This is a genomic window from Micromonospora sp. DSM 45708 (genome assembly GCF_039566955.1).
GTDB lineage: Bacteria > Actinomycetota > Actinomycetes > Mycobacteriales > Micromonosporaceae > Micromonospora.
The window spans coordinates 2276782-2288428 of the sequence record NZ_CP154796.1 but is presented as its reverse complement, the minus strand read 5'-3'; the positions used below and the strand labels follow the sequence as shown (position 1 = coordinate 2288428).

Below are 11647 nucleotides of genomic sequence, written 5' to 3'. Positions count from 1 at the left end.
TCTGTCCGACGCCGGAGGCGGTGGGGCGCCGCGGGGGCGACTGCGCTCCGCGCTCGGCGCTCTCGTTCCGGTGACCGGCCCCGCCCGCTGGCTCGCGGTCGCACAGCTGGCCGGCAGCATCGGCGCCGGCCTCTATCTGGCCGGCGCGCCGGTCTACTTCCTCCGCGCCGGTGACCTGACCGTCGGCCAGGTGGGGGCCGGGCTCTCCGCCGCCGCCCTCGCCGGCATCGCGGCGAGCGTCCCGGCCGGCCGGCTGGCCGATCGTCACGGTGCCCGCCGGATGTCCATCGTGTTCGTGCTGCTCCAAGCGCTGTTCGTGCTCCTGCTGCTGGCGGCCGGCCAGTTCTGGCTCTTCGTGCCGCTGGTCGCGCTGGTCGCCGTCGCCGAGCAGTCCTGGGACGTCAGCCGGGACGGCATGATCGCGGCTGCGGTCACCGGGAGCGACCGGGTGCGCGTCTCGGCGTACCTGCGGAGCGTGTTCAACGCCGGTTTCGCGCTCGGCACCCTGGCGGCCGGTCTGGTGCTCGCCGTCGACTCGCGGGCGGCGTACGTCGGAATGCTGGTGGCCGTGGCCGCGTGCTGGGTCGCGGTCGCGGGCCTCTACCTGCTGCTGCCGGCGTGGCCGAGGCCCGCCTCGACGGAGGGCGCCCGGCAACGCGTCCGGCCCCTCGCCGACCTGCCCTACCTGCTCGTGGCGCAGGTGAGCTGCCTCACCCGGATCGGCGAGACGATCCTGCTGGTCGGCCTGCCCCTCTGGATCGTCTCCGCCACCGACGCGCCCCGCCCGCTCGCGGCGTGGCTGACCGGCATCAACACCGTGCTGGTCGTGCTGCTCCAGGTCCGGGTGTCGCGGGCCGGTGACACCATTCCGGCCGCCGCGCGCCTCCAGCGGTTCGCGTTCCTGCTGCTCGCTGCCGCCTGCCCGGTGGCCGCGCTGACCGGCCGGCTGCCGACGGTGCCCGCGATCGCGGTGCTGGTGCTGGTCGCGGTCCTGCTGACCTTCGCCGAGCTCGGCGGTGAGACGGCGCGGTGGACCATGCAGTTCGGTCTCGCCCCGGAGCGCGCGCAGGCCCGCTACGCCGGGGTGTTCCGGCTCGGCCAGGCGGTCCCGGCGGTGGCGGGCCCCGCCCTGGTGACCGGCCTGACCGGCGGTCTGGGCGCCGCCGGCTGGCTCGTCCTCGCCCTGATCCCGCTGGCCGGCGCCGCCCTCAGCGGCCCGGTCGTGGCCTGGGCACGCCGCACCCGCCCGGAGCCGGCCCCGTCCTGACCGGCCGGGCCGCTTCGCGCGTCACGACACCACCAACGCCGCGGGCCTTGCGTCCGCGCCAGTCGACCGCCAACGGGGGACACCGGAATGACACAGACGACCGAGGCCGTCCGGGACGGCCGACCACGCGACGCCATCGAACTGGTGCTGCTGCGCATCTGGCGCGATCACCTGCGCAACCCCGCGCTCGGCGTCGACGACGACTACTTCTCCCACGGCGGCACGTCCCTGGCGGCCGTGCGCACCCTGTCGGAGATCCGACGGCGCACCGGGGTGTCCCTGCCGTTACCGGTCATGGCGCGGGCCAGCAGCGTCACCGCGATGGCCCGGCTGCTGCGCGACGGGTTCACGGACACGCCCACCCCCGTCGTGCCGATCCGACCCGGGGACCCCGACGGCCCGGTGGTCGCCTGTGTGCACCCGCTCGGCGGCAGCGTCCTGTGGTACAGGCACCTCGCCGACGCGCTGCCGCCGGGCCACACCTGCGTCGGACTACAGGCGCGGGCCCTCGATCCACGGATGCAGCCGGACCACACCATCGGTGAGATGGCCGCCGCCTACCGCGCGGAACTGGCCCGCACCTACCGTCCGGAGCAACTCGTCCTGGTCGGCTACTCGTTCGGCGGGCTGGTCGCGTACGAGATGGCGAGCCGGATGGCGGACGACGGCGAGCGCCCCGCCGCGGTGGTGCTTCTCGACACCGCCGTCACCCGCCGCGAGCAACCGCCGGCCTCCCGCGCCCGGCTGCTCTGGTCCCTGGTCAACCACAATCTCGGTCTCGACCTGCCGGTGGACGAGTTGGCGGTGCTCTCCCCCGAGGCGATGTGCACGCGCATCCTCGACGAGGGGACCGCCCGTGGCGTCCTGCCGCCCGGCTTCGGCGCCGAACGGCTGCGCCGCCTCGTCGAGATCTACCCCGTCAACGCCGAGGCGGAACGCGTCTACCGTCTGCCGTCCTACCCCTGGTCGCTGGAGCTGGTCCGCCCGCAGGAGCCTCGCGTGGACGACGAGAGCCTGGAGATCTGGTCGGAGCGGTGCCGGGGCGGCGTACGCGTGCACCGGGTCCCCGGCTCCCACCTGGATCTGCTCGCCCCGTCCCACGCACCGGCGGTGGCCGAGGTGATCGCCGCACTGGGCACCGCGTGATCACCGCCTCGACGCGGCCCGACCCGGGAGCGGCCGGTTCAGCGCACCCGTGGCCGGCGCAGCAGGACCGACACCAGGCCGGCCACCAGCACCAGGTCGATCAGGACGAGCACCAGGGTGCTCGTGTCACGCTCCAGGTGGTGTTCGTGCGCCGCGCCGGCGGCCTCGACCGGCCCCGCGGTGGTCGGCGCCCCCTGGCCGACCGTGAAGGTGGCGATCCCGGCGACGGGCGTGCCGTCGTCGAGTTCCACGTGGTAGCCGACCTGATAGGGGCCGGGCCGGCTGGCCGAGACCGGGACGCTGATCAGGTTGTCGTTCAGGACCGGATCGCCGCTGCTGACCTTCTCCCCGGCGGGGCCGACCACCGTGAGGTGCATGACGCGCGGGTGCGGGGCGGTGTTGAACCGCAGCGAGACCCTGGTGGGAGAGGCCACGACCGACGTGCCGTCGGCGGGCTCGACGGCCTCCAGACGAGCCGGCGCCGCCCCGCCGAAAGCGAGGTAGACCACCAGCAGCGTCAGCCCGACGCCGGCGGCACCGAGGAGCAGCCGGCGACGGGTCGATGACACGGAGATCATGCCGGCAGCGGACGGCAGCTACAGATCATGTCGAGCGACTCGGCCCGCGAGGGCCGCAGGTGGTAGTACATGGCGACCACCATCGGCAGGAACACCACCGTGTTGTAGAACAGGTGCAGTTCGACGCGGGGCAGCACCAGTTGCAGGATGCTGGTCGGCACCGTGCGGCCGGCCAGGAAGTGCCCGCTCTGCGCCTGGACCAGCAGCAGGAAGTGCTCGATGTGGTGCCAGAACTGGATGGCGAGCGCGACCGTCCACCATGTCCGGCTGCGGCCGACGAAGCCGGGGCGCAGCAGGAACAGGAAGACCAGCATCACGATCGCGTAGCCGTAGTGCAGCCATTCCGACTTGATGAGCCACGGGAACGGCATCCCGAGCACGCCGCGCGCCTGCGCGGGTGTCCAGCCCAGCACCCAGATCTGGTAGGCCTGGGTGAGGTGCTCGGCCCAGTGCGCGAGGACGATGACCATGAAAACGGAGAGAGCGGCCCGGTGGTGGCGACCGTTCAGCCCCCAGGGGCGGCCGGTTCTGGTGTCCGGCGCTGAATCTACGAGGTTGGACACTGCGACTCCCAATGTCAACGAACACGCGTCGCTCCATTGTGCGACCCCACCGACACGGACCGCTATCTTCGTCCGTGCGGTCTCGACCCGCCGCCGCACTCGTCGAGGTGCGCACGCCGAGAGGCGATGCGGCCGTCCGGCCCACCTAGCATCACGCCATGGTCTCCGCAGGCAACGCCGTGGTGCTCGGCGGCAGCATGGCCGGCCTGATAGCCGCCCGGGTGCTGAGTGACGCGTACGACACCGTCACGATCGTCGACCGCGACCCGTTGCCAGACGGGGCGGCGGCACGGCGTGGAGTTCCGCAGTCCCGCCAACTGCACGTGCTGCTGGCGCAGGGGCGGCGGGCGCTCGACGAGCTCTTCGAGGGGCTCAGCGACGAGCTGTCCGCCGCCGGCGCGCCCCTTGTCGACCTGCACGATCAGGTGCACTGGTGCAACGACGGCCACCCGATGCGTCGCGCCGCGTCGGACCTGGTCGGCGTGGGGGTCAGCCGCCCGCTGCTGGAGGGCACGCTGCGCGCCCGGGTACGGAAGCTGGGCAACGTCCGCTTCTGCCCGCCCGCGGAGGCGACCGCGCTGCTGAGCACCGAGGACCGTGGCCGGATCATCGGGGTGCTCGTGACGCCACGCGTCGGCGCCGCGTACCCGATCCACGCGGACCTGGTGGTCGACGCCTGCGGTCGGGCGTCCCGCAGTCCGGTGTGGCTGGCCGAACTCGGCTACCCGACCCCACCGGAGCAGCGGGTCCCGGTGGACGTCACCTACGTCACCCGCACCTACGAGCGCGAGCCCGGTCATCTCGACGGTCTGCTCGGCGCGCTGACCAACGCCGTGCCGGGGCGTCCACGGACCGGCATCGTCGCCGCCCAGGAGGACGGCCGCTTCGCGGTGGCGCTCAGTGGCATGCTCGGCGAGCAGCCGCCGGCGGACCACGAGGGTTTCACGCGGTTCGCCGAGTCGCTCGGCATGCCGGTGATCAGCCGGTTCGTGCGCGACGCCGTCCCGGTGGGCGGCCCCGCCCAGATGCGCTACCCGGCGAGCGTGCGCCGACGCTACGAGCGGCTGCGCCGCTTCCCGCTCGGCTACCTGGTGGTCGGTGACGCCGTGTGCAGCTTCAATCCGGTGTACGGGCAGGGCATGACCGTCGCCGCCACCGAGGGCCTGCTGCTGCGCTCGGTGCTGGCCGGCGGCCCGGAGCAGCTGGCCCGGCGCTTCTTCCGCGGCGCGGGCAAGCTGATCGACGGCCCGTGGTCCATCGCGGTCGGCACGGACCTGCGCTTCCCGCAGGTGCCGGGGCCGCGCTCGGCGCGGGTGCGGCTGGTCAACTGGTACGTCCACCGGCTGCACGCGGCGGCCCGGACCGACGCCGTGCTGGGCGAGGCGTTCCTGCGCGTGCTCAATCTCGTGGACCCGCCGACCCGACTGCTCCGCCCCGCGATCGCGCGCCGGGTCCTGCGTGGTGGTGGAGGCGCGGAGCCGGTGCCCCCGGCGGGCGTGACGGGCGGCCGGTGACCGGTGCCCGGGGTCACCACGCTGCCGACGCGCCGGGGGCCACCGGCCTCCGCGCACCGTCAGCTCGGGCAGCGGACCTTACGCATGAACGCGAGCATCAGCCACGGCCTGGGGCCGCCGACCCGGACGCCGCCGGAGAGCATCGCCCGCACGGGTGAGACCCGGCCGAAGAGCATCAGGTTGAGCACCACCGGGTCGTAGGTGACCCGGACGTCCGGGCGGGTGCCCGGATCGGCGACGCTCACGACGTTCCGGTCGAGCAGCAGGGTCACCGGGCGGGTGTGCCGCGACTGGAAGGCGACCGCCACGCGCACGTCGGGCAGCGGCTTCGGGGTGTCGAGCAGGTGGCCGTACCCGTCGCGGACCAGCCCGACGAAGAAGACCTCGAAGAACGACGCCGCCTCGCCGGGCGGGATCACGTGCGGGAGACCGGCCGCCCGGGCGATGTCCCAACCGTGGATGTTGAACTCGTTGATGATGTGGGCGAACAGCCCCGCCATCGTGAGCGTCGAACTGCCCAGCCAGGGCAGCGGCGCCGACGGGTCGACGCCGCTGGTGGCGTCGAGCATCGCCGCGCAGTTCGCGCGGATCCGGGCCGCCAGCGCCCCCGGGTCACGCTCCTCGCACAGGCGCATCACCTCGACGTTGAGCAGTGCGAGATCGTCGACGTTGGTGCGCTGCCACTGCTCGTGCAGGCCGGGGTGCGGAAACGCCGGTTCGGGGTAGGCCCGGGTGATGACGGCGTCGAGGTCGGTCACCGTGACCAGGTGGACCGCGGTGTCGACGACCGACCATTCCCGGGTCGCCCGCACGTCCGCCGGGGCCTTCTCGACCAGGGCGGCGAACCGCTCACCGGCGGCGGTGAGGTCGTGGCGGATCGACTCCCACTGCTGGGTGGACACTTCCATGCCGGTGCCTCCGTCCGGTTGCCGAGCATCGTCGAGGAACCAGCGGTGACCGAACATCGCGGGTACCCAGAGTGCACAGTAGACGACGGAGGCGACAGCCGGGGCAAGCAGTCTCGCGCGGCGGTGACGGGAATGCGACCGTCAAGACGGCCGGACCGCCCTCCCGACCGCGGTGCGCCGCGGGCGTGGAGGACGGTCCGGCCGGTTCGCGCCGGGTGGTGGGATCAGCGGGCGATCGGCAGTTCGACCGCCGCGGGCGGCGGCACCGGCTGCACCGCGGTGCGCTCGCCGCGCCGCTCCAGCAGCCACTTGCCCCACCAGAACAGGCCCCGGGCCAGACACACGATGGTGACCGCGAAGAACAGCGTGTAGACCACGTTGAACAGCATCAGGACGCCGTACACCATGGCCACCGAGGAGCCGAACATGAACTGGTTCCGAGCTTTTGACGGGGTGGTGCCCGGGTCGGTGATCATGTAGTTGGTGAACAACACGAACGCCACTCCGGTCATGATGCTCAGCGCCGACCAGAGCTGCACGTCCCAGACGTAGTGCCGGATCAGCGCCTGGATGACGAAGCCGCCGACCCATCCCACGATCAGCGCGACCTTCTTGGTGAGCATCGCGTTGAGGATGGTGCCCGCGGTGAGGACCACCATCGGGATGAACATCCGGAAGACGTCGGGCACGTTCTCCGTGAAGTGGTACGGCGGTGCCACGTTGACCCACGAGAACGTGACCAGCGCGACCGTGATGCCGAAGTTCGAGGGGTTCATGAAGTGCCGCATGCGCCCGTTGATCGGGGCCTGGAGCACCGCCTTCTGCCCGATGGCCACCACCACGGCGAAGGCGATCGGCCAGAACATGTCGTTGGCGTAGAGCAGCATGTTCACCGCGAGCGCGGTGATGTGGGTCGGCAGCAGGAACGTGTAGACGCCCCAGGCGCCGTTGCCGCTGTAGGCCGGCCGGCGGCCCAGGGACCGGGCCGCCACCGCCTCGATCACCAGCTCCACGGTGTACCCGAGCGCCAGGACGAACAGCGGCCAGGTCCAGGGCTGCTCGAACCCGAGGATCGTGTACCCGAGGATGTTGAGGATGGACATGGAGATGGCGAAGTTGCGCAGGGCGAGGTAGCGGGGGTCACGCTTGTCCACCCGGGGTACGGGCGGGCGGCTGTCGACGCCGCCGCGGGCCCGGCCCGGGCCGGCGCCGTTGCGGGCCGCGTCGGCGGCCTCGACCGTCGTGGTCGCGCCTTCCGGGGCGCGTTTGACGTCCGTCATGACTTGGTCAGCTCCTGGGCTCGGTCGGTGAGCATGAGGTCATGCCACCCGGCGGAGAGGGACAGCGTCTGCTGGTGCCGGGCGCCGGAGAGATCGCGCCAGCTCAGCTCGACGCTGACGGGTGCGGCGCCCTGGGCGCCCAGCCCGAAGAACACGTCGAAGCTGCGCTTGCCCGAGTGCCCGCCGCCGCCGTCGAGCTGGGCGAGCTGGGTGCGGCCGTCGGCCGTGGTCACCCGCGCCTGTGCGCCGTACGCCGGGGTGCCGGCGTCGCCTGCCGGGCCGGCGCCGAGCGCGGGCCGGTGCAGCCGCAGGCCGAGGAAGTCGCCGGTCTCCGTCTTGGTGTTCTTGTAGAAGGCCGGTGGCCCCCACTGCCGCGCCACCGCGAAGTCCTGGCGGCCGTCGCCGTCGGTGTCCCCCACGGCGACCCCACGCGTCGGGGTCCGGTCGGCGAGCCCGAGTTGCGGGCTCAGGTCCACGTAGCGGCCGTTGCCCTCCGGTGCCCAGAACGCCAGCGCGTTGGAGCCGGCGATGTCGTCGCCCGGCTGGGCGTTGGGCCACATGTCGGGCTCGCGCAGCATCAGGTCGTTGCTGGCAGCCAACTCCTGGAGCCAGTTGAACCGGTTGATCGTGCCCTTGACGAAGCCGCAGGACTGCACCACGACGAGCCGGCCGCTGTTGTCGAAGTCGGCCATCTTCGCGTCCCAGCCCCAGCCGACCCAGGCGAGGTTCTTCGCCGCCGCCTTGTTCTCGAAGGGCGCGATGCCCTTGCTGAGCCGGTCCCGCGCCTCCTGCGGCGTCTTCGCGGTGTTCAGCCAGACGAAGTTGCTCTCCTCCAGGCCCCAGGACTCGGTGATGTTGCTGACGAAGGCGTCGAACCGGCCGGTGCCGGCCAGGTCGGCGAAGTCGACGGACATCCCCTTGAACGAGTCGTGCCCCATGACCAGCGACTTCGGGTCCAGCGGACCGCGGCGGCCCTCGGCCAGGCTGAACTTGATGCGGCCGGGCACCGACACGTTGTGGAAGAACCGGTCGTTGCCGAAGTCGTTGGCGAGGTACAGCTCGGGCAGCAGGTCACCGTCGAGGTCGGCGGAGGCCGAGGCGAGGGTCCACCCGGTGGCGTACCGGGGGTCGATCGCGTCCTGCACCTCGTAGGTGACACTCGGCTCGGCGCCGCTGGTGGCCCCGGTCCACCGCAGGATGTGCGCCCCGCCCGCGTTCTGCGCCCGGGACATGGAGTGGTTCATCTGCACGTTGGGCAGACCCTGCGGGTCGAGCACCTGGGAGTCCGGGAAGTAGTTGAAGATGCCGATGTCGGGTCGGCCGTCGCCGTCGAAGTCGGCGATCGCGGTCGCGTTGGTGTTCCACAGCGGCCCGCGGTACAGGCCGTCGGTGGTCTTCTGCTGCGGGATCAGCTCGACCGGGTGGTACGACGCCAGGCTCAGGCCCTTGGCGTCGCCCTTCTGGAGGAACACGACGGGCGTGCGACCCCAGTAGATGACCAGCAGATCGGTCCGGCCGTCGACGTTGAAGTCGCCCGGCACGCACCCCATCGGGGCGATCGCCGGGCCCATCGGCAGCGGCGCCGGGTCCACCACGAACGGCGCGTACGTGGCGCCCCCGCCGGGTGCGGGGGTGACGACGACGCTGTCGCTGCGCGGGTCGACCAGGCAGAGGTCGTTGGCTCCGCCCTGCCCGTCGAGGTCGTTGAGCGCCACTCCGGCGCCGACCGACGAGATCCAGGAGCGGATGTGCTTGTACTTCGGGTTCACGGTGCGGACCGTGCGCTGCGGCAGGCCTGGCGGGAACGCGATGGGCAGTTCGGTGAACGCGAACCGCGATGCCATCGCCTCCCGGTCCGCCGCGGACGCGGACGGCAGTCGCGAGATCGTGAACAGCCCCGCGACGAGCACCAGGACGAGCATGACGGGAATGAGCCGGCGCAGCGGACCCACTGGTTTCGGTGGCAACGGTCCCCCTCGGGTGACGCCCGCCCCGGCGAGGACGGGCTCTTGGGTGGTGCGGTCATGGGTGACCGCGGTCCGCGGTCACCCGGTCGTCCGTCAGTCGGCCGAGCTGACGGTCATCGGCATGCCGCCGCGCATGCGCAGCGACAGCATCGGTTCCGGTACGACGTCGTGCGTGGCGACCTTGGTGAGCCTCAGGTCCCGGCTCAACATCGCGAGGACGAAGGCGGCTTCCATCAGGCCGAGGTGGTTGCCGACGCAGAACCGCGGTCCCGCGCCGAACGGGATGTAGGCGTACCGCGGGCGGTCGGTGGACCGGACCGGGTCGAAGCGCTCCGGGTCGAACTCCTCCGGGCGGTCCCAGAAGTCCCGATGCCGGTGCAGCGTGTAGGGGCAGATCAGCACGTCGACGCCCGCCGGCACGTGGTACCCGCCGACGACGTCTTCGGCGAGCGTCTTGCGCGGCAGGATCCACACCGGCGGGTACAGCCGCACGACCTCGTCGATGACCATCGCGGTGTACCGCAGCCGGCCCAGGTCGTCGAAGGTCGGCAGCCGGTCCCCGAGCACCGTGATCGCCTCCTCCCGCATCCGGTGGCGCACCTCGGGATGCCTGTCGATCAGGTACAGCGCCCAGCTCAGCGTGCTGGCGGTGGTCTCGTGCCCGGCGAGCAGCAGCGTCACGAGTTCGTCGCGCAGCCGCTGCCGGCCGACCCGGGGGTCGGACTCGGCCCGGGCGGACACGATGAGCCGCGACAGCACGTCGTCGCGGTCGCCGGAGTGGCCGCCGCGCTCGTCGACCAGCTGGTCGACGATCGTCTGGAGGCGACGACGGGCCCGCCGGAACCGCAGCTGACGCGGCAGCGGCACCCAGGGCGGCACGGCGCTCAACGTCGCGAGCTCGAACATGGCCTGGTCCTGCACCGCGGTGAAGTCGCGGCCGATCGACGGGAACCGGCCGAGGTCGGTGTCGAGCAGGGTGCGCCCGAGCACACCGAGCGTCAGGCCCGTCATCTCGTGGAACACGTCCACCGGGCCGTTGCGACCCAGCGTCCGCAGCCGGTCGACGAGGGCGGCTGCCTCCTCGGCGACGATGCCGGCCTGCGCGGCGATGCGCCGGCTCTGGAACGCCGGCTGCACCACCTTGCGCTGTTTGCGCCACAGGTCACCCTCGCTGGTGAGCAGCCCGTCGCCGAGTGCCCGGCGGGCGTGCACCAGGCCGATGCCCTTGTGGTAGTTGGCGGCGTTGTCCGCGAGCACGTGCTTGGCGTGGCCGGGGTGGTTGAAGAAGTAGAGCGTCTTCGGTCCGACCGGCAGCCGGGCGGCGTCGCCGTAGCGGGCCGCCGCGGTGGTCATCATGCCGAGGCGGTCGCGGTTCATCATGATCAACATGTTGATGGCGGCGGCCCGCGACGGCCCGTTCAGCGCCGGCGACGCCGGGCGGACGGCCGCGGTCACGACGTCACCACCGCGGACGGCGTCATGTCGAGCCGGCGGAACCGGCCACCGAGGAAGACCAGGGCGTCGCCGTCGCCGTACCGGCGCATGCCCCGCGGGCGGCCCAGGAAGATCGTGTGGTCCCCCCCGTCGTACGACCGCCACAGCTCGCACTCGAAGTGGGCGACGGCCCCGGCGAGCAACGGCGCGTCCGTCCTCCCGCCGGGCCGCCAGTCGGCGAACTCGAACTGTTCCGGTCCGAGCGGGCGGCGCCGGTCGGCGTAGTAGCGCGCCACCGCCTCCTGGTCGGAGGCCAGCACGGAGACACCGAAGGTGCCGGCGCGGCTGAGCACCTGGTGCATGAGGGCGTCCCGGTCGACGCACACCAGGACCAGCGGTGGATCGAGCGACACGGCGCTGAACGAGTTCGCGGTCATCGCGTGCGGCTCGTCCCCGCCGACACTGACCACCGTGACGCCGGTGGCGAAGGTCCCGCAGACGCGACGCATGTGCGCCGAGTCGGTCACCTCTTCGGTGTCGAAGGTCGTCATCGCCGGGCTCCGACGACGAGGTACGGCTCAAGGGCGTCCTCGAGCGCCTCCGGAACCCGGGTGGGCACCGTCCGGTTGTTCGGGCCCCGCATGCAGGCGACGCGCTGGGTCCCCCGGGCGGCGAGCGTCTCGCCGGCCGGGCCGAGGCGCACGTAGTCGAAGCCGAACTCGAGTTGCGTCTGCGCCAGTTCGATCAGCCGCATCCGGACGGCGATCTCGTCGAACGCGGTGAGTTCGGAGAAGAACTCACACTCGACCTTGAGCGTGAAGAGCTTGAGGTCGGCCTGGAGGTCGGCGAGGACGGCCGGTGCCCGGTCCTTGAGGAACATCTCCCGGCACCGGCCCTGCCACCGCAGGTAGTTGACGTAGTAGACGTTGCCGACGATGTTCGTTTCCTCGAACCCGATGATGTGCCGCAGCTCGTAGTAGCTCTCCATGG

The 11647-nt window shown here is 72.1% G+C and carries 11 protein-coding genes; 3 read left to right on the top strand and 8 right to left on the bottom strand.

Annotated features, from left to right (window positions below; genetic code table 11):
* Nucleotides 1–70 precede the first annotated feature (70 nt).
* Together VKK44_RS10130 and VKK44_RS10125 are read left to right on the top strand one after the other, a co-directional pair.
* Nucleotides 71–1267, top strand: coding sequence for an MFS transporter (locus VKK44_RS10130; RefSeq protein WP_343446619.1), 1197 nt, complete (start codon nucleotides 71–73; stop codon nucleotides 1265–1267).
* 87 nt (nucleotides 1268–1354) lie between these two features.
* Nucleotides 1355–2413 carry a thioesterase domain-containing protein gene (locus VKK44_RS10125; RefSeq protein ID WP_343446618.1) on the top strand — a complete coding sequence of 353 codons (1059 nt, stop codon included), beginning with the start codon at nucleotides 1355–1357 and terminating at the stop codon, nucleotides 2411–2413.
* 38 nt (nucleotides 2414–2451) lie between these two features.
* Here VKK44_RS10125 and VKK44_RS10120 read toward each other — a convergent pair whose 3' ends face one another.
* The gene (locus VKK44_RS10120; RefSeq protein WP_343446617.1) at nucleotides 2452–2991 is read right to left on the bottom strand and encodes a copper resistance CopC family protein; all 540 of its coding nucleotides are present in this window, start codon (nucleotides 2989–2991) and stop codon (nucleotides 2452–2454) included.
* Complete coding sequence (locus VKK44_RS10115) at nucleotides 2988–3461, bottom strand: hypothetical protein (RefSeq protein ID WP_343446616.1); 474 nt, start codon at nucleotides 3459–3461, stop codon at nucleotides 2988–2990. The genes VKK44_RS10120 and VKK44_RS10115 overlap by 4 nt, the downstream gene beginning before the upstream one ends.
* A 251-nt stretch (nucleotides 3462–3712) precedes the next feature.
* On the opposite strand from VKK44_RS10115, the gene VKK44_RS10110 reads away from it, so the two are divergent.
* Nucleotides 3713–5068, top strand: a complete 1356-nt coding sequence (locus VKK44_RS10110; RefSeq protein ID WP_343446615.1) for a squalene monooxygenase — start codon at nucleotides 3713–3715, stop codon at nucleotides 5066–5068.
* A 59-nt stretch (nucleotides 5069–5127) separates the two neighbouring features.
* On the opposite strand, the gene VKK44_RS10105 is transcribed toward VKK44_RS10110, so the two are convergent.
* The 6 genes from VKK44_RS10105 to VKK44_RS10080 form a co-directional block, all read right to left on the bottom strand.
* Nucleotides 5128–5976 carry a maleylpyruvate isomerase N-terminal domain-containing protein gene (locus VKK44_RS10105; protein WP_343446614.1) on the bottom strand — a complete coding sequence of 283 codons (849 nt, stop codon included), beginning with the start codon at nucleotides 5974–5976 and terminating at the stop codon, nucleotides 5128–5130.
* 224 nt (nucleotides 5977–6200) lie between these two features.
* Complete coding sequence (locus VKK44_RS10100) at nucleotides 6201–7256, bottom strand: enediyne biosynthesis protein (protein WP_343446613.1); 1056 nt, start codon at nucleotides 7254–7256, stop codon at nucleotides 6201–6203.
* A complete protein-coding gene (locus tag VKK44_RS10095) occupies nucleotides 7253–9178 on the bottom strand; it encodes a CRTAC1 family protein (RefSeq protein ID WP_343446612.1) in 1926 nt (641 codons plus the stop codon). Before VKK44_RS10095 ends, VKK44_RS10100 begins: the two co-directional genes overlap by 4 nt.
* 138 nt (nucleotides 9179–9316) lie before the next feature.
* Nucleotides 9317–10612, bottom strand: a complete 1296-nt coding sequence (locus VKK44_RS10090) for a cytochrome P450 (protein WP_343447735.1) — start codon at nucleotides 10610–10612, stop codon at nucleotides 9317–9319.
* A 62-nt stretch (nucleotides 10613–10674) separates the two neighbouring features.
* Entirely contained in the window at nucleotides 10675–11208 is a 534-nt protein-coding gene (locus tag VKK44_RS10085; RefSeq protein ID WP_343446611.1) for a flavin reductase family protein, read from the bottom strand.
* Complete coding sequence (locus tag VKK44_RS10080; RefSeq protein ID WP_343447734.1) at nucleotides 11205–11645, bottom strand: acyl-CoA thioesterase; 441 nt, start codon at nucleotides 11643–11645, stop codon at nucleotides 11205–11207. Before VKK44_RS10080 ends, VKK44_RS10085 begins: the two co-directional genes overlap by 4 nt.
* Between the last annotated feature and the right edge of the window lie 2 nt (nucleotides 11646–11647).

Bases quoted from the DNA above. Each gene is read 5' to 3' on its own strand.
- VKK44_RS10125 (WP_343446618.1), top strand. From the start codon at position 1,355: ATGACACAGACGACCGAGGCCGTCCGGGACGGCCGACCACGCGACGCC.
- VKK44_RS10120 (WP_343446617.1), bottom strand. From the start codon at position 2,991: ATGATCTCCGTGTCATCGACCCGTCGCCGGCTGCTCCTCGGTGCCGCC.
- VKK44_RS10115 (WP_343446616.1), bottom strand. From the start codon at position 3,461: ATGGTCATCGTCCTCGCGCACTGGGCCGAGCACCTCACCCAGGCCTAC.
- VKK44_RS10110 (WP_343446615.1), top strand. From the start codon at position 3,713: ATGGTCTCCGCAGGCAACGCCGTGGTGCTCGGCGGCAGCATGGCCGGC.
- VKK44_RS10105 (WP_343446614.1), bottom strand. From the start codon at position 5,976: ATGGAAGTGTCCACCCAGCAGTGGGAGTCGATCCGCCACGACCTCACC.
- VKK44_RS10100 (WP_343446613.1), bottom strand. From the start codon at position 7,256: ATGACGGACGTCAAACGCGCCCCGGAAGGCGCGACCACGACGGTCGAG.
- VKK44_RS10095 (WP_343446612.1), bottom strand. From the start codon at position 9,178: ATGCTCGTCCTGGTGCTCGTCGCGGGGCTGTTCACGATCTCGCGACTG.
- VKK44_RS10090 (WP_343447735.1), bottom strand. From the start codon at position 10,612: ATGTTGATCATGATGAACCGCGACCGCCTCGGCATGATGACCACCGCG.
- VKK44_RS10085 (WP_343446611.1), bottom strand. From the start codon at position 11,208: ATGACGACCTTCGACACCGAAGAGGTGACCGACTCGGCGCACATGCGT.
- VKK44_RS10080 (WP_343447734.1), bottom strand. From the start codon at position 11,645: ATGGAGAGCTACTACGAGCTGCGGCACATCATCGGGTTCGAGGAAACG.